The sequence below is a fragment of the Ignavibacteria bacterium genome (genome assembly GCA_015709655.1).
Classification (GTDB): Bacteria; Bacteroidota; Ignavibacteria; order Kapaibacteriales; family Kapaibacteriaceae; genus OLB6.
Genome location: CP054181.1, coordinates 2,768,965 through 2,795,693, shown reverse-complemented (window position 1 = coordinate 2,795,693; position 26,729 = coordinate 2,768,965). Strand labels below are relative to the sequence as shown.

16 protein-coding genes are annotated in these 26,729 nt (G+C 51.5%); 6 read left to right on the top strand and 10 right to left on the bottom strand.

Annotated elements, in window-relative coordinates; all coding sequences use genetic code 11:
* Positions 1-2,511, top strand: coding sequence for an endopeptidase La (lon, locus tag HRU79_11290; protein QOJ27324.1), 2,511 nt, complete (start codon positions 1-3; stop codon positions 2,509-2,511).
* Between the two features lie 56 nt (positions 2,512-2,567).
* Positions 2,568-2,747 carry a 50S ribosomal protein L33 gene (rpmG, locus tag HRU79_11285; protein QOJ27195.1) on the top strand — a complete coding sequence of 60 codons (180 nt, stop codon included), beginning with the start codon at positions 2,568-2,570 and terminating at the stop codon, positions 2,745-2,747.
* Positions 2,748-3,975: 1,228 nt separating this feature from the next.
* On the opposite strand, the gene HRU79_11280 is transcribed toward rpmG, so the two are convergent.
* Positions 3,976-4,290 carry a hypothetical protein gene (locus HRU79_11280; GenBank protein QOJ27194.1) on the bottom strand — a complete coding sequence of 105 codons (315 nt, stop codon included), beginning with the start codon at positions 4,288-4,290 and terminating at the stop codon, positions 3,976-3,978.
* 52 nt (positions 4,291-4,342) lie between these two features.
* Complete coding sequence (locus HRU79_11275) at positions 4,343-5,065, bottom strand: response regulator transcription factor (protein QOJ27193.1); 723 nt, start codon at positions 5,063-5,065, stop codon at positions 4,343-4,345.
* A gap of 49 nt (positions 5,066-5,114) precedes the next feature.
* On the opposite strand from HRU79_11275, the gene HRU79_11270 reads away from it, so the two are divergent.
* Both HRU79_11270 and HRU79_11265 read left to right on the top strand, forming a co-directional pair.
* Entirely contained in the window at positions 5,115-6,269 is a 1,155-nt protein-coding gene (locus tag HRU79_11270) for a DNA polymerase III subunit (protein ID QOJ27192.1), read from the top strand.
* A complete protein-coding gene (locus tag HRU79_11265; GenBank protein QOJ27191.1) occupies positions 6,266-10,090 on the top strand; it encodes a VWA domain-containing protein in 3,825 nt (1,274 codons plus the stop codon). The genes HRU79_11270 and HRU79_11265 overlap by 4 nt, the downstream gene beginning before the upstream one ends.
* Positions 10,091-10,100: 10 nt before the next feature.
* Here the strand turns inward: HRU79_11265 and HRU79_11260 are convergent, their stop codons facing one another.
* On the bottom strand, positions 10,101-11,963 hold the full coding sequence (locus HRU79_11260) for an alpha-amylase (protein QOJ27190.1): 1,863 nt from the start codon (positions 11,961-11,963) through the stop codon (positions 10,101-10,103).
* Positions 11,960-13,789: an excinuclease ABC subunit C gene (locus HRU79_11255; GenBank protein ID QOJ27189.1), complete on the bottom strand. Its 1,830-nt coding sequence runs from the start codon at positions 13,787-13,789 to the stop codon at positions 11,960-11,962. Before HRU79_11255 ends, HRU79_11260 begins: the two co-directional genes overlap by 4 nt.
* Before the next feature lie 54 nt (positions 13,790-13,843).
* Between HRU79_11255 and HRU79_11250 the strand changes: the two genes are divergently transcribed.
* Together HRU79_11250 and HRU79_11245 are read left to right on the top strand one after the other, a co-directional pair.
* Positions 13,844-15,160 carry a MoxR family ATPase gene (locus HRU79_11250; GenBank protein QOJ27188.1) on the top strand — a complete coding sequence of 439 codons (1,317 nt, stop codon included), beginning with the start codon at positions 13,844-13,846 and terminating at the stop codon, positions 15,158-15,160.
* Positions 15,138-16,736, top strand: a complete 1,599-nt coding sequence (locus HRU79_11245; protein ID QOJ27187.1) for a hypothetical protein — start codon at positions 15,138-15,140, stop codon at positions 16,734-16,736. The genes HRU79_11250 and HRU79_11245 overlap by 23 nt, the downstream gene beginning before the upstream one ends.
* A gap of 17 nt (positions 16,737-16,753) precedes the next feature.
* Here the strand turns inward: HRU79_11245 and HRU79_11240 are convergent, their stop codons facing one another.
* The 6 genes from HRU79_11240 to HRU79_11215 are packed head-to-tail and all read right to left on the bottom strand — an operon-like array spanning position 16,754 to position 24,795.
* The gene (locus HRU79_11240) at positions 16,754-18,088 is read right to left on the bottom strand and encodes a UDP-glucose/GDP-mannose dehydrogenase family protein (protein ID QOJ27186.1); all 1,335 of its coding nucleotides are present in this window, start codon (positions 18,086-18,088) and stop codon (positions 16,754-16,756) included.
* Between the two features lie 26 nt (positions 18,089-18,114).
* Positions 18,115-18,285, bottom strand: a complete 171-nt coding sequence (locus HRU79_11235) for a hypothetical protein (protein ID QOJ27185.1) — start codon at positions 18,283-18,285, stop codon at positions 18,115-18,117.
* Positions 18,285-19,040: a TonB family protein gene (locus HRU79_11230; GenBank protein ID QOJ27184.1), complete on the bottom strand. Its 756-nt coding sequence runs from the start codon at positions 19,038-19,040 to the stop codon at positions 18,285-18,287. The genes HRU79_11235 and HRU79_11230 overlap by 1 nt, the downstream gene beginning before the upstream one ends.
* A 12-nt stretch (positions 19,041-19,052) precedes the next feature.
* A complete protein-coding gene (locus tag HRU79_11225; GenBank protein QOJ27183.1) occupies positions 19,053-20,048 on the bottom strand; it encodes an SPOR domain-containing protein in 996 nt (331 codons plus the stop codon).
* Positions 20,048-21,658: a hypothetical protein gene (locus HRU79_11220; GenBank protein QOJ27182.1), complete on the bottom strand. Its 1,611-nt coding sequence runs from the start codon at positions 21,656-21,658 to the stop codon at positions 20,048-20,050. Before HRU79_11220 ends, HRU79_11225 begins: the two co-directional genes overlap by 1 nt.
* A complete protein-coding gene (locus HRU79_11215; protein QOJ27181.1) occupies positions 21,655-24,795 on the bottom strand; it encodes a tetratricopeptide repeat protein in 3,141 nt (1,046 codons plus the stop codon). The genes HRU79_11220 and HRU79_11215 overlap by 4 nt, the downstream gene beginning before the upstream one ends.
* Between the last annotated feature and the right edge of the window lie 1,934 nt (positions 24,796-26,729).

Sequence of the window (26,729 nt, the reverse complement as noted above, 5' to 3'; positions counted from 1 at the left end):
ATGAATCATACCGACGACGTTTTAACAACCATCGAAGAAGCGGATCGCCGCACCCCAACCGTGCCGAACGAGTTGCCGGTACTGGCTTTACGCGATATCGTCATTTATCCTCACATGATCTTCCCGGTTCTGATTGGACGGGCAAGTTCCTTAAAAGCCGTTGCCTCGGCGTTAGATCACGACAAGTTCGTGATGCTGCTTACCCAGCGCGATCCTACAACCGACGAACCTGGCTTTTCGGATATGTACAGTCATGGCACAGTTGCCAAGATCTTACAAGTTCTCAGATTACCGAATAATCTATTAAAAGTGCTGGTGGAGGGTATGATTCCCGCACGTGTCTCCGTGGAAATTTCCACTGAGCCCTTTCTAAAAGCAAAGGTGATTCACGTGCCGTCAGTGTTTGATGCCAATGACCAGCAGCTTAATGCCCTTGTGCGGCATGCCAGTGAGTTGTTCGAGGAATATGTAAAAGAACACCGGAACCTGCCACCTGAGGTTTTGGGTGCCTTTGAAAACCTTGACGATCCGGTAAGAAAGCTGTTCTATGCGGCTGCCAACATCCAGCAAAAAGTTGAAGCAAAACAAAAAATCCTGACTCAGGAAGGGCTAACGGCTCAGTATATCGAGCTAATACAGCTTCTAAGCAGCGAAATAGAACTCCTGCGCCTGGAAGCAGAAATCGACACCAAGGTTCAGGATCAAATTCAGAAATCACAGCGCAAATACTTTATCCAGGAACAAATCCGGGCACTCCAAAAAGAACTTGGCGAGGATGATGAACACGGCTCGGAGCTTAGTACACTTCGTGAACAGATAGAACAGGCGGAGCTACCGGAACAGGTGCATGCTCGAGCAATGGACGAGTTTGAACGGCTTAAACGCACTCCATCGATGAGTCCGGAATTCTCTGTTAATCGTACCTGGCTGGAAGTGCTGACAGCCGTTCCATGGAAAAAGCGAACAGCTGACGATCTGAATGTTCAGCATGTACGGAGCATACTGGATGATGATCATTACGATTTGGAGAAGCCAAAGGACAGGATTCTGGAATATATCAGCGTGCTGAACCTGGTTGGCTCATTGCGCGGACAAATCCTCTGTTTTGTTGGCCCTCCAGGTGTTGGTAAAACATCGTTGGCAAAATCGATTGCCAGGGGGCTTGGGCGGAACTTTGTCCGCATTTCTCTCGGAGGTGTCCGTGACGAAGCTGAAATCCGAGGTCACCGGCGCACCTACATCGGTGCCATGCCAGGTAAAATTATCCAGGCAATGAAACGGGCCGGCAGTGTTAACCCGGTAATTCTGCTTGACGAAGTTGACAAAATGAGTATGGATTTCCGGGGCGATCCAAGCTCAGCTCTGCTGGAAGTCCTTGACCCGGAACAGAACTCAGCGTTTAACGATCATTACCTTGAGGTTGACTATGACCTCAGTAATGTACTGTTCATTGCTACAGCAAACGTAAAATATGATATTCCGGCTCCCCTGCTGGACCGCCTCGAGGTGATCGAGCTTTCAAGCTATCTTGAGCCGGACAAGGTTGAAATTGCAAAACGTCACATTATGCCAAAACTCCTTGAACGGCATGGCCTTGCTGATTTCGACGTACGGGTTTCAGATGCTGCCCTGCTTCGTATTGTACGAGAGTACACGCGCGAATCCGGAGTTCGTAACCTTGAACGTGAACTTGCAGGAATCCTAAGAAAAGTGGCTCAGAAAATCGTGTCGCAGGCTACAACAGGTATCGAAGGGGCTGATATCCCCACTGATAGCATTCGTTCGCTTCCGTCCTTTAAAAAGCTACGCAGACGTGCGTGGAAAATTGATGCTCCACAGGTAGAGGAATACCTTAAAGCACCTCGCTTTAAGGAAAAATCATCTGAACTGCACCGCAAAATTGGTGTTGCCACCGGGCTGGCCTGGACGTCAGTAGGCGGCGATACACTCCCGGTAGAGGTTACGATAATGCCGGGAACAGAAAAACTCACCCTTACCGGAAAGCTGGGCGAAGTCATGAAGGAGTCGGCGATGGCATCGCTGTCATACCTTCGCAGCAACTATGCGAAATACAACCTCGAACCCGACGTGCTTAAAGGAAAAGAAATCCACGTTCACCTGCCCGAAGGCGCAATACCAAAAGACGGTCCTTCTGCCGGCATCACCATGACGCTGGCCCTGCTTAGTGCCATAACCGGAAAACCGTTGCGCGGTGATGTGGCAATGACAGGTGAAGTAACACTGCGGGGACAGATTTTACCCATAGGCGGCCTGAGCGAAAAACTCCTCGCAGCAAAAAGAGCAGGAATGAAAACGGTGCTTGTGCCGGGTGCCAATAAGGCTGATGTTTCAGAGCTACGCGAAGGTGTAACCGACGGCTTGGACATCGTCTACGTAAATAAGATTGACGAAGCAATCCCGGTGGCTTTTGACAGTGAATCTCCATTACCCCGCAAAACCATCGTCGCAAAGTTGCCGGCAACTACCAAAACAAAACACCGGAAAAAGTAAATTGTTTGTAATTTTGTGCTTTACATTAACACAGATCTCTAAAGAGGACCTACATCATGGCTAAAAAAGGTGCCCGCGTTATTATTACGCTGGAATGTACAGAAGCAAAAAAAGAAGGTAAGCCGGCTTCCCGGTACACAACAACCAAGAACCGTCAAAACGTTACTGAACGCCTGGAAATGAAGAAATACAATCCCTTCCTTCGTCGGCACACGGTTCATAAAGAAGTTCGGTAAGATATTGCCAAATACTCAGAACTAATAACCATCCTCGTACGGATGGTTTTTTTTTGCTTCCCCTACGGTTTCTTTTGTTTTCTGTTGTTTCGTGGAGGGCGTATGCCATCCACCCCGACGGGTTCGTGGTAATATTTGTGACGTTTCGTGCGGGCGACCACGTGGGGTCGCCCCTACGGGTATGCGTGGTGTTCAACGTTGATTCGTGCGGGCGATCACGTGGGGTCGCCCCTACGGTATTATCGTTATTTATGTTGTTTCGTGGAGGGCGGATGCCATCCGCCCCTACGGTTTCGTGCGGGCGACCACGTGGGGTCGCCCCTACGGGTATGCGTTGTGTTCAACGTTGATTCGTGCGGGCGACCACGTGGGGTCGCCCCTACGGGTATGCGTTGTGTTCAACGTTGATTCGTGCGGGCGACCACGCGGGGTCGCCCCTACGGTTTAATGGTAACATTGCGGTTTAACGCAAACCATTTAACACAATCCACCTGCGCAACCGTACCACGTCAACATTCCAAACGGACGGACTACGGCCCTTCGGGCCCCACCCCCACCGCCACCTCCATCGTGCATCACCACCTACCACTACAGCTCGGCCGGTCGGCTGCGTTGCGCAGCCTACGTAAGAAACATTAGAATTCCGGAGCAATTGCTTTGCTGTATTGTGCATGAATGACAGGAAAATGTGACACACCAAACACCTCGGACCCTACAGGTTTCGTGCGAACGGATGTAACACGTGGGCGGATGGTATTCGCCCCTACGGTTCGTATTGTTTTTTATGTTGTACCGTAGAGGGCGGATGCCATCCGCCCCTACGATTTCGTGTGGGCGACCACACGGGATCGCCCCTACGATTTCGTGCGGGCGACCACACGGGATCGCCCCTACGATTTCGTGCCGGCGACCACACGGGATCGCCCCTACGATTTCGTGCCGGCGACCACACGGGATCGCCCCTACGGTTTCGTGTGGGCGACCACGTGGGGTCGCCCCTACGGTTCGTATTGTTTTTTATGTTGTTTCGTAGAGGGCGGATGCCATCCGCCCCTACGGTTTCGTGCGGGCAACTACGCGGGGACGCCACTTCGGGTTTTGTATTATTTTTTAAGTTGTTTTGTGCAGGCGACAATCCACCCCGTGTATTGAGTGAATTTTCTCTCATCCTGTAAATTCTAAAGCAGTCAATCGTCGGGAGACGCTGCCTACGTTTGGGCTGGGTGGGCTATTTGGTTGGCTTGATTCGTGAAGCCTTGTCGGCTACGGCATCACTCAGATTAATCCCTCGCGCATTTGCAAAATTCATCAGAGCAATAAATACATCTGCGGCTTCATCGGCTACCATTGACGCAGGAACCTGAGCCCCCTTCCAAATTTTCTTTTCAAGATTGGCAAGCTCACCAGCCTCACCACAGAGTTCAAGACAGTAAAACTCAGGTGAACGAGGCTGAAACTGATCGGCCTGCCATTTTGCAAACGCATTCTGGATTTCGTCAAGATATTGCACGCTGTGCTGAACAATGGTCAATGTTTCACTCATCAGAACCCTTCGATTACGACAAATCAAAATACCGTATTACTAAATTACTTTCCTACTCTATCGAATTTTCGGGTTCAATAATCTCCCGCCCATCAGCATCAAGATCAGGCTCCTTCATTCTGTAGCCAACACCGCGCACGCTCTGTACCAATTGTGTTCTTTCGGGTTTTTCAATTTTCTGGCGGAGACGTTTTACGTACACATCGATAATGTTGGACTCTGGGTCGAAATTGTGCTTCCACACCTGCTGGGTGATCATACTCCTGCTTAATATCTTACCCTTATTCCTCATAAAGTATTCAAGCAAGGCGTATTCCTTTGTCGTTAACTCAATTTCTTTATTATCGCGATAGGCAAAATGCGTGACCAGGTCAAGCACAAGATCGCCGCAGGTGAGCTTGGTTGTTTTGTCGGTGCTTGACCTACGCAAAATTGAACGCAATCGTGCCGCAAGTTCTTCAAAGTGAAATGGCTTTGCCAGGTAATCATCGGCACCTGCGTCCAGACCCTGAACTCTGTCCTCAGTTGTGCCCCGCGCAGTAAGCATGATCACCGGTGTTGAATTTCCCAGTGCACGAAGTGCACGCAACATAGAATAGCCATCCATCTTGGGCAGCATCACGTCCAGAACGATGGCATCGTAGCCGCCTGACGAGGCATAGCGCAGCCCCTCTTCGCCGTCGGCAACGGCATCAACAAGGTATTTTTCTTCTTCAAGACCCCGCTTGATGAACGAAGCAACCTTTCGTTCGTCTTCAACTACAAGTACTCGCATCGTGTAATTTACAACACACCGGCTCACGTTGATACCCGATATTTGTGTAATGGCATGGGAACGTGTAGTTGGCCAGGCGGCCATCATTCGAATATTGCAGCGGTCGATATTGTCCGACAGGATACCACAGGCTCTCCTTCTGGAGGGGGCTGAGGGTTGCGGGACATTGGCACTGGCTACTGCGTATGCACGCGTTGTCTTGTGCGAGCAGCGATCTACGGGTGCCAATGGCATAGATGCCTGTGGAGTCTGCAGGTCGTGCGTTCAGAATGCCCAGCTGCGCCATCCCAACCTTCAGCTCATCACAGCATTGCCATCGGGAAAGGCCGACAGCGAGGCCGACCTTCCCGCTGATGTTCTGGAGGAACTGTCCGAATTAATCACAAGCGTTGCCAACGACCCGTATCAGCCGTTTATTCTTCCGGGAGCTGCTACCATTCGGATTAGCCAGATCCGTGAACTTAAGCGGTCGCTGGCTTTGTCGGCAGTGCAGCAGGGGTACCGGGTTGTAATTCTGCATAGGGCCGAAACGCTGACAACAGAGGCTGCGAACGCATTCTTGAAAACATTGGAAGAGCCCCATCCCAATACCCTTCTTATTCTTACCGCCGCCCAACCTGACCGGTTGCTGGCAACGATAACGTCGAGATGCCAGCGCCTGTTCGTCCCGCCTATCTCTACGCATGACGTGGTTGGGGAACTAATAAAACGCGGCAGCTCTGAAACCGACGCCATGCTTGCCGCATCGGTTGCTCAAGGCAATTTTTTGCATGCAGTACAGGTTGCCACCGATGATTTACGGGGCGTTTTTGAGGAGACGCTGACGTTACTTCGAGCATCATTGCATGGACGAGAGTACCGAATGCGGGTTACGTCTGCAATTGAAACCATGCTGGACCGACGGGATAAGCAAAAAGCTGTTTCGATATGCTCCGTACTTGCGCTGTGGTTTAAAGACATCCAGACCCTAATCGCAGGCGGAGAACCGAATTCTGCATTTACCTACTTTGATCCACAGGCTTTGGAGAAATTTGTGACTTCATTCCCGTCAGTTAACATGCAGAAGATTATTTCTGAAATTGAAAAAGCCAGCTTTGATATCTCACGAAACGTGCAGATTCATCTGGTAATGTTAAGCCTGATGCTTTGCATTCGGGACTGTTGCCTTCGATCGAATATTCCACGTGAACACGGCCCTGCATGAGAGTTTGTACCGTTTTTGTGATTGTTTACTTGTGTCTGACGGCATCATCAGTTCAGGCTACGGAATCTCTCTTCGTCCGTTCCGTTGTTACGGATTCCGCCGGATGGCGTTCGGCATCGGTCGTGTACTTTACCAATTCAGGTACCATCGCACCGTTAACTGCGCTCACCTTGAGTGTAACCGAGGGCGGACGGCGCGTGGATTCACTCGTGGTGAATTGTCCGGACCACTCGCCTGCAACAACAATTTCGTCTGTTCTTACCATTGACGTATCCGGATCAATGCGGCTGGGCGGTCCGAATCTAAAACTTGCAACAGAGGCTGCGTCTGCATGGGTTCAGGCGCTGGAGGGGAACTCTGACTGCGCCATTACTGCCTTTGACGATGGCGTGATGTTGTTAACCGACTTTACGAAATCAAAGTCTGAGCTGACTGAAGCCATACAGCGTCTTAAGCCACGGGGAGGAACCGATTATAACAAGGCGTTCAACACCTCCCCTCAGGGTGCCCTCGACGTTGCGAGTCGCGGACGTAACCGAAGGATACTGGTGTTCCTTACCGATGGTTATGGTACTCTTGATCCTGATAGCGTGATACGCAGAGCCGTAGGTGACTCAGTTACGGTGTATTGCGTTTCGCTTGGATTAAGTATGCCTGATGTACTACGAACAGTTGCAGAAAAGACCGGCGGTTTGTGGTTTGAAAATGTCACCACGGTAGAACAGGCACTCGAGGCCTACCGTAGAATCTATGCAGATGCCGTAACACAATACGGTTGTATGGCGCGGTGGAAAGCACCGGAACAGTGTTCTGACCATACCGTAATCCAGGCACAAGCCGGTAATGCTACATATCAATTTGTTGACGATGTTCCGATTGTTTTAGAAAGCAGGGTGAGCATCATCCCGAGTAGTGTCCGGGTCGACTCGGTAACACAAGAGCCCGCTCCCCTGCTTCTTGTGTGTACGGGATCGAACTCTACCATAACAAACATTAGTATTGATCGCCCTGATATATTCCGCCTGACCACTCCTCAACTCCCACGCAGCCTGAAGTTGGGTGATACCCTTGCCATATCGGTATCACTCATTGCTCCATCCTCGGGATATACGGTGGGTACAATCACCATTAGCGGTAATCCTTGCCCTCTGCCTACGGCTTATGCAATAACCGGTGATCCGCTGGTGGCACCGTCACGGAAAACGTTGCGCGTGGTATTCCCCAATGGCAACGAAAAGTTCCCGGCACACTCCGATTCCGTGCTTCGCTGGGAAGGACTCCCACCAGACGTTCCGGTAACGCTGGAAATCAGCACCAATGCTGGTTCTACCTGGCTGAACGTACAAAAAGATGCTGTAGGTAATCTGCGTCCGTGGAAGGTTTTTAATATCTCGTCGGACTCGTGCTTGTTTCGTGTTACTCACATGGTTCCGACCGGCAGTAAAAAACCGTTGTTAACGACTTCGACACTGAATGTTACTTCTGTTGACCTGTCGGCAACTGGTAAATACCTGGCTATCGGCGTAGAGTCTGTACTCCGGGACGCATCAGTACCGCGTGACGTATTGCTCTGGGATGTTGAACATCGCAAACTGCTGCATACGCTGGGCTACGGACAAATCGTTACGTTCTCCAACGATGAGACCAAGCTCCTGGTGATGTCCAGAGATTCGATTTCGCTCATCGATGTACAAACCGGTGCACGGCTCTGGCAGCATACGTCAGATCACCTGCCATCAAACATCTCTGTTGATTCAGCGTTTCGGGTTTTGGCTTTCTCCGGAGCCCAACACAGAAATGTTAATATTGTTGATCTTAAATCAGGTACTGCAATTACCACGATTCCCGTGAATGCCCGCCAGCCTGTCATGGTTGATGTTGCTCCTGATGGCTCGGCCGTAGCAATAGCCGGTGCCGACAGTACAATTCGGGTGGTCCACCTGCGGGCAGGCGGAGGCCGGGACCTCACGATTACCAAGGCTGGTGTTCACGTGTTTTACCGTGCCGTATTCACCGGCGACGGCTCAATCATTGCTGCAGATGATTTAGGTACCGTTAGCAGCTGGGATGCAGCTACGGGCAACCCGCTACGTACATTGTCCAGGCGACAGTACAAGAACGACAATACCTACATTGCGATGTCGCACGATTCACGAAAGGCCGCTCTTGAAGACGGAGTTGATGCAACGCGGATTGTTGATCTGGAAACGGGAGACAACATGGTCAGCATCCGCCGTCCGATGGAGCCTGGCGGTGCCTCGAATGCCCAGCTTAATTCTCAGGGCACAGTGCTTCTTCTTTCAACGCTGGCACATGCAACGGTGTACGATGCCATTACCGGCGTCTCGATGATGCGTCTCCAGCGAGGCTCGGTTACGCCATCACTCTCGGCTGATGGCACAGCCGTAGCTGTAGCCGGTCCGGGCAATGTTGTAAACGTTTATCAAGTTAGCTCACCGATACTCCAGCAAGACGTGAGCGATGCCATGTGGTCGATCTACAAAATCACAGCTAAACTGCGTCCCGTGCGTTTACGGCAGTTAGCCGTCGGACAGTCAACAGACTCAGTAGTGGCAGTTGCACTCACCAACACCTCGCCTGACACAGTACGGTTTTTCGGGGTACGCATTGAGGGGGCTCAGGCATCTGACTTCTCGGTAAATGCACCGCGCGAGTTTATTCTTGGTCCGGGTGAATCCACCTCGCTTACATACTCGTTTCATCCAACCAAGGTTGGTGAACGTGCAGCCCGTGTGTACGTTCAGTTTCCCGGTGGCATTATTAATGCCGCAATTACCGGACGGTGTGTTGGCGGAGTGATTGCAGCCGACGGACGTGACGTTGACCTTGGTACCGTTGCCGCCGGCACAGTAACAAATGTTACTGTTGACGAGCTGCTTGTGAATCAGGGATTGCACCCCGTTACCGTTACCAACATTCAGGTTGCGGGATCTTCGGTTATTATCCCTGCATTTGAACAGCAGTTTTCACTGCAACCTCTAGAACGCAGGGACGTTGACGTAGGAATCCGTGCACCGGAACCGGGCATTTTCACTACTCAGGCAATCGTAACCGTACAGGGCATCCCGGACCCCATCGAAATTCGATTTGTGGTTACGGTTGTCCACCCAGACTCGCTGCTTGCACACCGTGATCCTACAACATTCAGGGGAATAATGTTGCCCACGGCTCTCGTTCCCAAGGCAGGGACTTTGACAACCGGTGTTTACAACGCCCTTGGCCTGTCAGCGACCTATAGCATTACCAACACCATTGCCGTTGTTGCTGGTGGCATGATTCCGCTGCCAAGCCGGTGGCTTGGTGCCACCGGCTATAATGCATCATGGAGTGCCGCATGGTCTGCCGGCGCAAAATTTGGATTACCCGTTGCAAAAAACGTTATTGTGGGCGGTGGCATACAAGCAGGACAAAGTCTCTACAATCAGGACTATTCGGCAGAGATGGACAGCCGGATAACCTTTAGCACACTCTGGGCAACGGCCGGCTATGGTACCGATGACAGCCGACTGAACGTTCATACCGGCTTTACATTCAAACACCATGAAACCCTCCTTGAAGGCGCCTTCCGCGCCGATGCAACCATCCTGGGAATTGGGTATGATTACCGGATAGCAGACCAATGGAAGCTCTGCTTTGAAGGCTTTGCGATGCGAACGATGCCATTTATACCCGTCTCGGTCGTCGGACGATATTTCAGGGCCGATGACGCCTTTGAAGTAGGTTTCACCTATCTGGCACAGCTTAAGGAAGGTAGTGGATGGCCAGTATTCCCCTTGCTAAGCTGGGTTAAGCGCTGGTAAACGCCGGCTCTTAGCCATGCAGCGTAAACACCATCTCGCAGGTTGTTGCGGGCAACTCAACATCAAGCCTTCCTCCAACGTGCTTGATACCTGTGTGCGGCGAAACAAACATCAGGCCGCAATCTGCAGGAATACTAATTTTGGTGACGATAGGCTCTTCTGACAAATTTGCAAGGCAAATCATGCCCTGGCGTGAACCGTGCGGAAGCCTGAGGAAGCCCAGTAACGTATTCGTCACTGACAGTGGGAACACCTTGTCACTCTGCGTTGCATTAGCCCAAAATGCCGACGCCGTCAGCCGTCGGGATGCCGTAACCATTGCGTTAACCGTATCAGCACAGCCATCCCAGGCAAGCGGAACGTCCGAGAACATTGGCAATGTGTTGTGTGAATACTGCGCAATCTCCTCAGATGTGAATCCGAGTCCCGTATTCACCGGAATCACTTCACCCAATTCCATCCCCGCATGAATAAAACCAATGCTTCTCGGAAGCGCCCGCAGCAGGGTCCACACCGCAATAGCTGTCCTTGCCGATCCCAGACGGACAGCAGCACGCATGGTGTTATGCGATTCAGGTGATGCAAAAACCGGTACACTATTCTGCTGTTCGGCAACGGCAACAATATGCTTTCCGATTTCGGATACTGAATGTGCAGTTACCGGAAGATGTCCTACAACGGCATCGTATCCCTCGGCAGCCGACAACCCTTCTGCATCGAACTGTTCCCAGTACAACGTAAACGAATCCTTTAGCGACCTTGCATCAGCAACGATTTTCTTGCGCAGGTCGGCAGGCAGTGCATGTCCCATGTCAATCATTGCACCATCGATGTTAAAGGATCGGATATAGAACGGTATAAGCGACGCAAGTGTATTCCACAGGGGGCTAATGCGATAGTGGTCGCTGTCCAGCTCAGAGTCAAACATCCTGAGCGTGTTGTATGCCATGTACCGGAAGTGCGGATGGTCATGCAGACGCAGGTAGGTAACATCAGTCCACAATGGCTGATTATCATTAGGTGGCCAGTCTGCAAAGCCTGGTGGTATCCGCAAAACTGTATTGCGAGAGCCAAGCCCCTTCCAGCCCTTCTCATCAAATTCAACTTTCAGAGGCGGAGCAGAGAACTGCGCTCTGTACTCTGCTGAGGGTTCGGACAGATTATAAAATTGTTTCTTTTCCACCTTGTGACGTATTGCCTTAACGTCTTTTGCCGGGAACACCGGAGGAGTAAACAGGGCTGCATCACCAGCTTCCGCTTCGTTGATCCAGTAAAACCACTCCGGGTTCGATGAAACCAGGGAGCTGTCGATACTTGCCGTGCGAAGGACAACTTCCAGGATAACCTTGATGCCGAGGCTATGGCACAGTTCAATAAAAACACGAGCTTGATTTTCAACTGAGTATGACACGGCAGGCTCTGCCAGGTACGGATCTAGGCGCCATGGGTTTTGAACGGCATATGGTGATCCCAGCGTTCCTTTGCGTGCCACACGGCCAATGTCGGTAACAGGCTGCAGGATTAGCGTATCTACACCAAGACGAGTGAGGTACGGGAGCAAACCCGCAAGCTTCAGGAATGTCCCTGTGGTCCGCCAGCCATGGGTTCCAACACCTTGTCCGTGGTTGTATGACGTAATGTGGCGTACCATTCCACCATAGGCTAATACTTTTTCAGGATTCCACGTGCGCTGCCGAAGAACCTTCCTGTCCCGATCGATAACGCGAAGCTGGTGAAGGAAATATGCCGGTGGCGACGGGAATGTAACCGGATCGCAACTGCCTACCCACAGTCCGGGCACGGTATATGACGGCCACTGGTGGCGAAGCAGGGCTTCCAGCTCAACCTGCAGGGAGTGGATGAGTGGCGTCATGAATGAAAGTACCCGTAAATACTTTCAGCAACTTTTTTACTAACAATCTCCATCAACTGTTCTTTACTGGCATGTTTAATAGATTCTACCGAACCAAGTGCAATAAGTAGCCGTGCGGCAGTTTTGGCTCCGACACCGTTTATCTGTTCCAGTTCGGACTGCAAAGTTCGCGAACTCCGGAGTTTCCGGTGATAATTAATTGCAACCCGATGTGCCTGATCGCGGGCCTGTTGCAGTAAACGAAGGCTGCTTGATGTTTTAGGCAGGAACACGGAGTCCTGCTCTCCCGGGACAATCACTTCCTCAAGTTTTTTTGCAAGACCGATAACCGTAAAGCTCCCAGCGATTCCAACGGACCGAAGGGCATCCAATGCAGCGTTTAGCTGTCCCCTTCCGCCGTCAATTATGCACAAATCCGGTAATGGCATATCCTTCAGCGATCCGCTATAGCGGCGAGTTATCACCTCCTTCATCGCGTCGAAGTCATTATTCCCTTCAACCGTTCGTAGCCTGAAGGTTCTGAACTCTGAACTTCGAGGCTTACCATCTACGAATACAACCATCGAGCTAACATAGTCAGTGCCCTGCATGTGTGAGTTGTCAAAACACTCGATACGCCGCGGCAGTTTGCTCAAATGAAGGTCACGCTGCAAACTCATTACTGCCCGGGGCATCACCTGGTCTTTTTGTGCCTGCTGCAGCAGCAGTTCACGCAGCAGATGATCGGCATTGGTTTCTGCCAGCGATAGCAGCTTTTTTTTGTCGCCAATCTTGGGGACAAGAAATTCAACCTTCTTACCCGACTTCATCCTCAGAAATTCTATCACTGATTCATCATCAACGGCAAACGGAAGCATTACCTCTGCAGGAATATGATCCTGCTCTACGTACCACTGCTCGATAACACTTCTAAGGATATCGCCGTCGGTATCAGTAGCCTGCTTAATAAAAAAGTGTCGCTTACCCGTGAGCTGTCCGTTGCGAACCGTAAAAATCACCGTGCAGACGTTGTTTCCAATTCGTGCAAGTGCGAACACATCACGGTCTGCTGAGTCTGCGCTAACAACCTTCTGTTTGGCGGTGTACTCCCGCAAGCGCTCCAGACGCTTCAGAACAATCCGTGCTTCTTCAAACCGGAGCTCGTCTGACAGTTGCTGCATGTGTTGCTCCATTTGTAACTCCAGGTCGTTCGACCGTCCGGTAAGGATTTGTTCTACCTGGTGGATGTATGCCAAATACTCTTCTTGCGAAATCAGGTTTTCGCACGGCCCGTCGCACCGCTTGATATGATATTCCAGGCATACCGTGAACCGTCCGGTTTTCACATTATCAGTTGTCAGCGGCAGTTCACAGGTCCGTAGCGGAAACACCGCCCGTATTGTCTTCATAAGGTAGTACAGGAACGTGCCATCTGTATATGGTCCGTAGTATTTACTTCCATCCTTGACCACCCTGCGTGTTTTAAAGACACGCGGATAGTCCTCGTTCGTAATCCGGATATACGGATAACTCTTGTCATCTTTCAGAAGGATGTTATACTTAGGCTTATGCTCCTTGATCAGTGTATTCTCAAGGAGAAGAGCTTCGGGCTCGGTATCGGTGACGATGTATTCAAGACTGGCAATTTTGGACCGCAGCACCATCGTCTTCGCATCCACAGGCTTACCCTCCTGAAAATACTGGCGGACCCTGTTCCGCAGGTTTTTTGCCTTGCCAACATAGATAACCTCACCGGCTTCATTCTTGTACAGGTACACGCACGGAACCGTTGGAAGCGTTGAAACCCTGAGTTTTGCTGCAAGCTCGGATGGAGATAATTTTTCCATACCTGCAAAATAGGGCTATCCCGATACCATATATTCGCTGAGAAAGGAGTTGCAATGCCAACAGAGTACCACGAAGTTCTACCGTCAATCGAACAAGTTTCACTTGAATTGAAAGGGGCTGCAGAGTTCATCGGCAGTCGGGTTATTAACCGCGAGGAAGTCATTGAACAGGCAATTTGTGCTCTGCTGACCGGTGAACATCTTCTGCTGCAAAGCCGCACGGGTGCCGGTAAGTCACTCCTGGCAGAACAGATTTTTCGAATGTTCGACGGAGGCCGGATTTTTCGGGTGCAGGCCAGTAAGGAACAGCAGCCCGACACGTTTTTTGGCGGCCTCGATCTTGAAGCTCTGAAAATCGGCCGAATTGTCCATAACACCGAAGGCTCTTTGGTGGAGAGCGAGTTTGGCTTTATTGACGAGATTTTCGACGCCAATGATTTTACCCTTCGTGCCCTTCTCTCACTGCTTAACGAGCGCAGACTGATGCGTGGCGTACAGGACGTAGCCTCTCCCCTTCATACCGTTATTGCAGCCACGAACTACCTGCGGATTTCCGAGGTGACCGAAGCACTGCTTGACAGGTTTCTGTTCAAAGCGCTCATCCTTCCCGATAAAGATCCGTTTATCCAGTACAAGATTTCGCAGCAGTATCTGGAGCATGGCGGTCGGGTGGTGGAACCCCCACAGAAAATCAGCTTTGCGAAGCTGAAACACCTGAGCCTTGTTGTTCGGGGTCTGGCTGACGACATGGTAATCAGTATTACCAACGAGATGTTATACTTTACCAACATCGTCATTCGGCACTACGAATTTCTCCGAAACCGTCAGCATAGCGAACAGTTAAAGGCTACCTCCGGTGGCGACTTCTACATCTCGCCACGGACCCAGGCCAAATCCCTGGATCTGCTCCGGGCACTTGCCATGCTTAAAGGCCGTACCCATGTTGCTCACGAAGATGTCAGCAGACTGTATTTCATCTTTGCTACCGTCGGCCTCCCCGAAGAAGTTGCAATGTTTAAGAAGTCGTACACCACGGTACTGAACTCACTAACATCATCGCGCGCTTTTGATCAGGTGACAATCCTGCTGGACTTTACTGAGATTCTGGACAAGCTGCGGTCAGAGCCACGGCGCATGAAGGAGCCCCTTTCAGCGCTTTCTGGCACCTCGGTAAAGCGAACATTCTTTGAGTGGATCAAGGAAGCCTTCGGCAGTGAACAGCCTGAGGCAAAAAACAGAATGATCCTGGAGCAGTTCCTGCGTGATTTTGTTCCTGCCTGCGATGAAGTCCGCGAACTCAAGCACAGTGTAGAACAAATTCTTCAGCACACACTAATCCTGATTGAGCGTGAGCTTAACCGATCGGAATAGCATCCTTAACCGGCAGGTGCTCGAAACATCCTCATTCTTCTCAAGGCTGGAAGAATTTGGTTTCTTCGACCGGGTATCGGAACACCTCCCTGCCGAGTTTACGATGATTTACGAGATAGCCAGGGTTATCGAGGATGCTACTCATAGCCTGGCAATGAGTCTTGCGCCGGTTCTGGAACTCGACGAAGCCTTACAGGATGCTCCAACCACTACCATGCTTCTCCCGCACGTACCCGAAGCAAAGGAATACGAGGCTGACCTCATCCGGAGCGTCACCGAAGTCAGACATATCTATCCGCATCAGTTTTTGCTGCCTGAAACTGTTTTCCTGCAGCGCCTTGCAGAACGATCACTGTGGCTGCCACGCCCCCGAACACCACGGAATTTCCGCTATCAAACCGATAGCAACCGGTTTGCCCCTGATGACAGGAAGCAGAAAGTGTACATCCTGTTTGATACGTCAAGCTCGATGCAACACCACTACCGGATACATCTGGCAAAAGCCATTGCCTATATTTTTTTACGACGTAACCAACGCGAACTGGGTACGGTTTTTTGCAGAACCTTCGATGTTAAGATCGGCGATCGCCACGTGGCACGGGACATTGTTGGTTTCGACCAGCTGATAAGTACCATCATGCACATTACGGAACTGGGCAATGGGACGGTACTGCAAAAGGCAATCGAGGCAGCCATCGACGATATTTCGCACGAGCCCCAGCTGTCGCAAACTCAGATCCTTGTTATCACCGACGGTGTGGCACATGTTGACCTTGAGCACCTGCAGATCCTGATGGGTACTGATATCAGGCTGAGTACTGTAAAAATCGGCAGGGCACGGATGCTGGTGGATGACAAGGTGATCGAAGATCAGGTGTTCCATTCTTCAAGCGATGAAGCCAAACGCTTGCGGGAACTTCTGAATGAAAAACGAGACCTTCAGTCAGCCGTATCTCATGCTTCCGGACATAAACGTTCTGAAAATATCAAGGCTCACCTCGATGTTGTCCAAAAGCAGATCGATATGCTGAAAACCAAACTTGCTGTTCAGGTGAGCGAAGAGTACGGCCTCGAGATTCAGCGCCTCAGCACCGTTTATATAGAAATTGATGATATTGAACCAGCCGAACTCTTCAGCTTTAGCGAGGAAAAAGTTGTCGAATTGGAAGAGCTTGCCGAAGCCCTTGTTCAAACACTTCGTTCTGAACACCAGATCGAAGATATCAAGCGGGCGGCAATGCTGTATGACCATCTGTATCTGCTGATGCAGTATAACACCGTAGATGCACCCAGGCTGGAGCGCTACGCCAAGGAGCTGGAGGGCATCCTGGGCTCAATCATGAATCAGCCGGGTACGAGTGACGTTGATGTGTCGATCACCGACCAGGAGCGTTTTCAGCTACGTAATATGCTCGAAGGGGGCTTTGGTTCAAAACGTACCTCACTCGCACGCTTACTGCGCTACCTGTTTATGTACGTGAAGCGCTGGTGGCATACACGACGGAAATTTAGGATGTATGAGCGTCTTACCGGCAAGGTACAGCCTAACCGCCGGAAGGACGTCCATATCCACTGACAACCCAATGAACCCCGTTATACCACACTGGGCCTGCCAACACTGTGATATTCAAAACCATGCTCCCTCATTTTATCCAGCTGGAAGATATTCCTCCCGTCAAAAATCAGGGGCTGTTTCATGAGTTCACGCAGTTTTGGCAAATCCGGATTTCTGAACATGGGCCACTCAGTGGCAATAATCAGCACATCAGCACCCATTGCTGCATCATAATGGTCATCGGAATAGTGAAGACGTGCACCATAAATCTTTTTAACATTAAGGTGTGCTTCCGGATCGTACACTCGCACTGACGCCTTGGCGTCAATCAGTGCATTGATAACTTCCAATGACGGTGCCTCCCGAATATCATCGGTACCCGGTTTAAACGCCAGCCCCCAGACAGCTGCGGTCTTCCCTTGCAACGATCCTCCAAAAGCGTTTAAAATGCGTTGCGAAAAGCGGTGGATTTGTCGGGTATTAACTTCATGAACTGCCTTCACAATCTGTAATGCAACCCCGTGCTGCTCCGCATCGTTCACGATTGCCTTAACATCTTTTGGGAAACAGCTTCCGCCATACCCAAGACCTGCAAATAAAAACTGTGGTCCTATACGCGGTTCGGCACCAACGCCAAGTCTGACCTGGTCAATATCGGCGCCAATTGTTTCGCAGTATTCCGACAGGTTATTCATAAAAGAAATCTTGGTTGCCAGCAACGCATTTGCCGCATACTTCGTTACCTCGGCGCTGCGCTCGTCAAACACGAAAATGGGCGCTCCGGTTTGTACAAATGGCTGATACAAATCAGTGAGTACTGTTGCGGGGTATTCGTCTGATGTACCAATAACTACCCGTGAAGGGTTCATCGTATCGTCAATGGCGTAGCCTTCAGATAAGAATTCGGGGTTGCTGACCACGTACACCGTGCTATCACCGGCTTGTGCAGAAAATATATCCCGAACTTTTTGTGCTGTACCAACAGGGACCGTACTCCGGTTTACCACGATCAGCGGATGAGTACGTTTCAGTGATTTCAATATTCCGGCTACCTGCGCTGCAACATCCATAACGGCTCGCAAATCTGCCGCACCGCCGGCACCCGGTGGCGTCGGTAAACAAAACATCAATACGTCACTGTCACTCACAGCTGTTTCAAGGTGCGTTGTAAACCGGATCCTGCCGGCATCCAGGTTCCTTCGGAGCATTGGTGCCAGCCCCTTTTCAAAAATCACCGGATGTCCGCTATTGAGCTGCCTAATCTTCTCTGCGTCTATATCCATACAGAGTACCGTATGCCCAACTTCTGCTAAACAAACGCCTGTAACCAAGCCCACATAACCGGTTCCGACAATTCCAATTTTGTACGACATTTAGTTTGAATTTGGTGAAAAAAACACTACAGCAGGTACCAGGCAATTGCAATGAGTAACAGGATGCAAACAAACAAAAAGAGCGCAAGTTTTATCAGGCGCTTGAACAACGAGAAACACACAACCACAACCAATATCCAGAGCAGGATCTGTAAAAGTAGGGGTAGCTTGTTATAAATTTCGGTAATATCAGCCATCAGCGGTTTTTAAACACGAATGTAATTGTACCTTCCATCTCAGTGTCGGTTGACAGCGGATTAAATCTCCATTTGTACATGGCTGTTATTGCGGCATTATCAACAGCCGGATTACCTCCCCGCCGAAGTGGCATCACCCAACTAACCGTACCGTCTGGACGCACTCTGAACCGCAATTTAACTTCAGTATTTAATGTTCCGGCGGGAAATCGTGGCAATTCCTTCTTCAACACCGTCCGGTTACCTCCACCTCCCCAGTCAATGTCGCCCAACCCGAGCCCCTTTCCCGGGCCGCTTCCTGCCCAGCCAAGGCCGGTACCGTCAGTTGCTCCATCCTTAGCACCACGGTCAGCATCACCGCTATTGGCTACATCGGAAGCCGTACCTTTTTTTCCCAGTTCGGCTACGGTACGATGCGAGGCTGACGCCATGGGGTCTTCTACTGTTCGCGGATTTTTTGCGGAGGCCGCTGCCTGGGCATCTTCAAGCGGATTGCCATCCGGGCCCTTCCTTGCCTGCCCCTCTCTGGAGAGATTCCCTTTTCGTGCTCCGGTACCGTCGCCATCACCAAAGCGGACCTCTACGAGTCCATAGGATGGCCGCGTTGCGTACGGTTCGGGTGCCGAAACCTTGGTGCACATCGAAAACACCATGAGAACTGCAAAAAAAATAAGAGCAGCAACGAAACCGCGAAAGGTATTCGGATTCCACTGAAACTGGATGCTTGCGGTATTGATATCGTTGCGTGATCTCACAGTGTTTACATTCTAACGCACTCGGGCTACCCAGGGCTGACGGATCCCGGCGCTCCGCGCTGCAGCCATGGCATCTTCGTATGTTTTAAAATCACCAAAGCGTACCCTGTACCATGATTCTCCCCTGATTTCCTGCTGGGCAATATAACCATCGTTAATATTTTTTTCACGCAGGATTTGCAGCCATTCATTGGCATCAGCACGAGACGGGCTGCTAAAAACCTGCACAACATACTGCGTACCGCCACGCAGTTGCTGCTGTGGTACCGGCTCAGGTTTCTGGTTCGATACCTCCGGCCAGCGCTCAGGTATGGGGCGGGGTGTGTTATTCGCTACTGCTGCCGGCTTTGATTTTTCTGTCCGCACGATTGATTTGGGCTGGTTGTTATGGGCGGTATGGTCAGTTGGCTCGGCAGTCTTAGCCGGCGCAGGCTCTGGAGCAGCCGTGGCAGTGCCGACATCAACGTTCTCTGCCGGCCCGTCAGGTGTAGTGTCCGCCACCACCGGAGGTACGCTGGTCTGTACGTCAGATACGTCAGGGGTGTACTCAGCCGTGGCATCCTGCATAAAGGCCTGCTGATCGATCGTTGGCCTGGTTAACCAGTACATGGTACCGCCAATTACCGCCACCAGGAACACTGCAAAGCCAAGGACTCCAAGCCAAAAGATTGGTCCTCGACGCTTGCGGTCAGACGTATCGGCAGCATATACAACAGCTTCTGCCGGTACTGCTGCCTGAGCCAGGTTTTGCATGTCCGGAGATGGTAATTCACCTGTATTGCTGTCAGAACGTACCGATGGTTCATTGGCACCGGTTGCTAATACGGTGTCAGCATGTACAGAGGCCGGCATGCCAAGTTCCGACCAGGCTTGTTCGGAGGTTGGCAAACCGGTTTCTGCAGCAGCATCCATTGACTTGTCGTCGGGAGACTCGGACTGACTTTTCCTGAACGAAGCATCCTCATCGTCAGTAAACCCTGCTGATTCCCAATCATTTTGTTGTGACATTAAAACCTCCAGTCAACACCAACACGTACAAATGCAGTTCTTTCTTTATACCCTTCCCATAGGAAGATGGTGCTCCCTAGCAAATTCTGTGCACGAATCACTGCCGTAAGATTGGAGCCAACATTGTAATCTGCAGAAATCCGAATATCGGTATAGCCGCTCAGATGGGTTGCATTCGCCGTATCGGTATACCGTCCTGCACAATACACCACCTGAATGCCGGCCCGCAGACCAAAATTCCATGTTCTGAAGTATGATAACGAGACTTTGGCAGGCACAGTGTAAGGGGCTGTGTTTGAATTGGCAAGCATTGTCCAATTAAGGGTTACGTCGGCTGACAGCACATCGGCCGGTGAAGGCTTCCACACCGTATTGCCTTGCAGGTAGGTGCGTGCCAGCGTCTGCCAGTCCACCACGAACATTGCTGTATCTGCAGAGCGCACCCAAACCACATCCCGGTTACTTTTAGCAAAGCCCCCTTCCACCCCCACCGACAACGTGGTGAGCGGATGGTACAGAAACGATCCGTGTACCGCTACAACATCAAACGGAAGATCTACCATCTGGTCGGGCGATAGGTATGGGTTTTCGGCTGCAAGATCGGTAATGGTGGTATGCCGAAGACCACTCCTCAGCCCTCCGCCAACGGTGACAACCGGCGATGCCTGCCACGAAACTGTTCCGTTGACCAGTGCTGCTGCCCTGGTTTCTGATGCTGTTCCTTTGCCAATCTGAGCTCCAACCGTGCCCAGAACCTCAACAGGTCCATGCTGGTATTTGAAAACCGGTCCCACACTCACCAGCGGATAGCCACTGCCGTTTGTAGCTAGTGATGCTTCAATCATGCCCCCGGCCAGGACATCATCGTCACCGGTAATAAACCGGATCGTTCCAAACAGCCCGCTATCCGATATCCGCGGATGAAGTTGCGTCTCCACCTCCGATCCCTTCCATGAAGCCGATGCCGTAAAATCATACTTCCCTGTTCGTCCAACCGTTTCAACTCCAAGGCGATAGTTAACAACACTTCGTGAATTGTGTAAAGGTGACGCAAACAGCGAAAAATCCTTCGACCCGATTGATGCCCGTGCTGTTGTTGTACTCCGCCCGAAGACAATAAAACGGTCAGGTGCCTCGTAGGTTGTTTGCACCTGAGCATTCCATAGCGAATAATCCGAATGATCCATCCATCCCCCACTTGACTCGTAACCACCTTTCATGTCAACCAGATATTCGCCTACTCTGAATGAATATCCAGCCTCGATATCCGGTGTAACATAGTTACCGATCCCAACGCTGACATACCCTGGAACATACGCTACATGGTTAGAATACACTGGTAACGGGATTTCTTCGAGCGGTGGCAGTGGCAGTTTTTCGATCGGGTTCAGGCTATCCAGTCTGGTCTTTGAAAGCGCAGCAGGACGTCTGGGTGGAAGTTTTGCTGCACCCGGAATACCAATTTGTTCCTTGCCGGTAACGATGAATTCCGGAAGTTCAATCGGCTGTGCGGGTGATTGCTGCTGAGCCCATGCAAGCGATGTGCAGCCGGCGGAGAGCAGGACGTACGGTAGAATTCTGATGATGAGAAGGGGCTTGGGCAACGTCATTTTTGTTTCTCCAGTCGTTTAAGGCGCGCAAGAGCAGTCTTCCCGTAGTCATCGTTCGGACGCAGTTGGGCAACCACCGTATAGGCATTGCGTGCGGCCGTTACGTCACCCAGTTGTTCATAGGCACTCCCCAGGCCGATCATACTTAATGTGTACCAGTCTTCGTAGCCGGCATAGTCATTACGGACATGTTCAAAGGCTTCCACAGCCTCCGTCCACATCCGCTGTCGCGAATACAGGTCACCCATATCAAACAGTGCATTGGCACGGATCATTGCCGATGGTGAGGTTCGTACCAGGGTTGCCAGCTCTGTGCGGGCACTATCCGGCATGCGCACGGCACGGTAATACAGTGCCAGCTGGTAGCGCGCCTGATCTCCGTACTCTGTTCCGGGATAGGCGTCGGCAACTGTTCGGTACAGGTTCAGCGCCTGCAGGGTATCCAGCATCATCCGGGCAATCGTGGCACGCTCGAATCCTGCGCGTGATGCCTCGGCTGTATCTGTAGGATACCGCTTCATAACAACAGCATATAAACTATCGGCAACCTTTGCGCGAGCCCTCTCCTTGTGAAAATCAGCAAGCTCCATTTTGGAAAGGGCGATGTATTCGCTGTTCGGGTATGTGCGCTCTAAACTTGTGAAGGCATTATGTGCCTGCTGAACATCGTCCATGCTCAGATATGTTTTTCCAAGCATGAACAGGGCATGGTCTGCCCGACTGTTATCGGGGAACTTTGAAAGGAAGGCCTGCAACTCATCGGCTGCGCTTTTATAGTTACGTCCCGAATAAAAAATATTAGCTTTTTCCCATGCGAACTCGCTGGCTGCCTTGCTCTGTGGATTGTATGCTATCATTTGATCGGCAACGGCAATGGCTTCATCGGTTTTCCCTTCACCCACAAGGACGGATTGCAGACTCTTTGCAGCTTCAACGGCCAGGGGGTTCATCGGGAACCTGCTGATAAGGATCCGGTAGCGTGCCTTTGCCCCCTCAAGGTCACCGGTATTGTACAGTGCATCTGCAAGGGTAAACATTGCGTTAGCCGTTTGATCTCCGTTAGGATACTTGTCAATGAGGTATTCAAATTCTTTAATAGCCTCCTGGTCATTATGCTGCTGAAATGCAATCCATCCGGAAAGGTACAACGCATCATCGGCAAGTGCTGAAGCGGGTTGTTCCGATGCAAACGAGCGCAGGTACGCCGAAGCATCGGCAAGGTTGCCTGCACGGTACAAGGCTTGTCCTGCCTGATACCCCGCATATTGTCCAACCTCTGTGTTCGGTGCCGTACGGGCAGCACGGCGGTACTGTTCGGCAGCCTGGGAATAACTCCGGGAAATGTACAAGGCATCACCACGCCGAACCATGGCATCAACGGCATAGCTGCTTTGGGGAAACGCATCGAGCAAGGCACCAAAAGCCTTTATGCTCTTATCGAATTCACGTTTTCTAAAAAAGGTCCATGCCAGACCATACAGTGCATCTTCGCGACGCGGACTTGCCGTATAGCGATTCACCAATTCTTCGTACACATCCTGGGCGTTTCTGAGCAGATCACTCCGGTACATCATCTCGGCCAGCCAGAATAATCCTTCGTCGCGCTGTGGATCGGCAGGATGCGACGCCACATAACCGGTAAGAACTCGAATAGCGGCTTCGCGTTTACCTTCCTGTGCAAGACAAATTCCACGTTTTAACCGTGCTTCGGCAAGGTACCGGCTTCGCATTTCAGCGTAGGCTGACGGCAGTTGAGCAGCCCCTTGTTCAACGCGTTCATACACAGCCTCGGCGTCCGACCATTTTTGTAGTTCCAGGAAGGCGGCTGCCAGCAGCAACTGTGAGCGGATCGTTGTCTGCGCATCGGTACTTAATTTCTCAGCACGGTCAACGGCCCTAATCGTAGCCTCCATGTCGCCACGCTGATAGGCTGCTTGGCCAACCTCCACCAGAGCCTGAGCCTGATACGGATATCCGGCCAGGGCCGCAAGGTAGGTAAAGTCAGCAACTGCTTTTTCGGGCATACCACTCTGACGCAGGGCCAAGGCGCGGTAGAGCAATGCCTGCTGACGTATGGGCGAGGCATCGTCGGTTACCTGATCAATAATTTTATCAAGATGCAGTAATGCGTCGTCCGACGAGTCAAGATTCAGCATACAGAACGCACTTTGAAGTCTAACCAGCGGTACGTTTCTGTCGGGAGGCGATTCCCGTAAATATGCAGTAGCAGAATCCAGGGCTTCGGCAAAACCTCCGCGCATGATCAGTGCATTTGTACGCAGGATTCGAACTTGTCCGACAGCCTCCGATATCGGAAACGGCAACAAACTGTCTCCAGCGGAAAGACTCAGGATCTCTGCATCAATCCCGCCAAGGATGTCAACGGCACGCTCAGGCATCCGTTGCCGCAACGCAATCTGTGCCTCCCTGATCCGGGCTGCCACGATAATATTTCCAGTCCTGTACTTTTTCCGAATTGTTGAGTAGGCTTCGGAAGCTTTGTTTGTCACAGCCAGCCGCTCATACATTTGGCCCATGGCAAACAGCGCACGAGGAGCCAGGCTCCCCAACGAATCGGTGGCTATACAAGCCGCAAACCGCACGATTGCACTGTCAAACTTCTGCATCCTGCCCAGAGCCACACCATCCCAGAAGTAGGCATGTTGTGCAAGAGTACGGTATTGGGTATCACGGCGGACAACGTAATCGTGCTGCGCACGCAATGCAGCAGTATGGAGCAAGCTGTCAGCCTGACTATATCGGGCCTCCGACAGCGCCAGAAAGCCACGTGCCGACATTGCAATGGGGAAGAAGGGCGAGTTGCTGCGCCCCTGCAGGAACACCATCAGACTCCGGTCCGAACTCTTTGGCAAGCCTGAAGCACGTTCGAGCTCGGCACGACTCATTCGTAGGGCGTCACTTCCCGAGCGGACCTCTGAGTCTCGAAATTCATCCAGTACATCGGCAGACCTGCGCAACAGCCCGTCTGACTGCCAAACGTCCGCAACCTGCTCCACAGTCTCCAACGGAAGGTACGGGTATCTCCCCTGCTGTGCATAACACGGCAGGAAGTATATCAGGAAACAGCAGAATGCAAACATTCTGCCACACAGATTTCGTATATAAGATTTCCCCATGGTAGCTGCATTGCAAAAATAAGAAAGAGGGGTGTGGTATGGGGGATGATGAACCGGCTAAATAAAGGGCTTACCGTCGTGTAACCGGTTTGTGTTTTACTTTCAAAGGATCGAGCTCATGGAATACACTCTCCACAGTTTCGACTCAATTGAATATTACCTCGGGACGGGTTTGAAACCCGCACCTTGTTCCGCACCCTTACGGTTTAGTCCTTTTTATGCTGTTTAATGCAGAGCAGCCACGCGGGGTTGCCACACAGTAGGGCCTTATGATATCACTGTTGTTTTAATATTATTTACAGCTCCCTAGTCCGGCAAACATGCTGTACGACCGAGCCACGGCAAACATGCTGTATGACTGAGCCACGGCAAACATGCTGTATCACTGAGCCACGGCAAACATGCTGTATCACTGAGCCACGGCAACCATGCTGTATCACTGAGCCACGGCAAACATGCTGTATCACTGAGCCACGGCAAACATGCTGTATGACTGAGCCACGGCATAAATCCCGAACGGACGGACTACGGCCCTCCGGGCCCCACCCCCACCTCCACCACCATCGTGCGTTACCACCTACCAGTACAGCTCGGCCGGTCGGCTGCGGTGTGCAGCCTACGTAAAACACCTTAGGAATTCCGGAGCAATTGCTGTGATAGAGAGTGTGTCAATGACAGTGAAGTGTGACCACGTTCGTACAGTTTCGTATCGGGTTTTATAATGTTTCGTGTGGGCGACGACATGGGGTCGTTCATACGGGGTTTCATACCCACATTACGGTTTAACACAACCGTTCTGCACTACCGAGGCACGGCATAAATCCCGAACGGACGGACTACGGCCCCCCGGGTCCCACCCCCGCCTCCACCACCATCGTGCGTTACCACCTACCTGCACAGCTCGGCCGGTCGGCTGCGTTGCGCAGCCTACGTAAAACACATTAGGAATTCCGGAGCAATTGCTGTGATAGAGAGTGTGTCAATGACAGTGAAGTGTGACCACGTTCGTACAGTTTCGTATCGGGTTTTATAATGTTTCGTGTGGGCGACGACATGGGGTCGTTCCTACGGTGTTTCATCCCCACATTACGGTATAACACAAACCTTATGCACTACCGAGGCACGTCATAAATCCCGAACGGACGGACTACGGCCCTCCGGGCCCCACCCCCACCTCCACCACCATCGTGCGTTACCACCTACCAGTACAGCTCGGCCGGTCGGCTGCGGTGTGCAGCCTACGTAAAACACCTTAGGAATTCCGGAGCAATTGCTGTGATAGAGAGTGTGTCAATGACAGTGAAGTGTGACCACGTTCGTACAGTTTCGTATCGGGTTTTATAATGTTTCGTGTGGGCGACGACATGGGGTCGTTCATACGGGGTTTCATACCCACATTACGGTTTAACACAACCGTTCTGCACTACCGAGGCACGGCATAAATCCCGAACGGACGGACTACGGCCCTCCGGGCCCCACCCCCGCCTCCACCACCATCGTGCGTTACCACCTACCTGCACAGCTCGGCCGGTCGGCTGCGTTGCGCAGCCTACGTAAAACACATTAGGAATTCCGGAGCAATTGCTGTGATAGAGAGTGTGTCAATGACAGTGAAGTGTGACCACGTTCGTACAGTTTCGTATCGGGTTTTATATGGTGTTTCGTGCGGGCCACCACGTGGGTTCGTTCCTACGGGGTTTCATACCCACATTACGGTTTAACACAAACCTTATGCACTACCGAGGCACGTCATAAATCCCAAACAGACGGACTACGGCCCTCCGGGCCCCACCCCCACCTCCACCACCATCGTGCATCACCACCTACCACTATAGCTCGGCCAGTCGGCTGCGGTGTGCAGCCTACGTAATGATCATGACAAAACTCTGGAGCAATTGCTTTTGTAGATAGTACATGAACGATAGTACAACGTG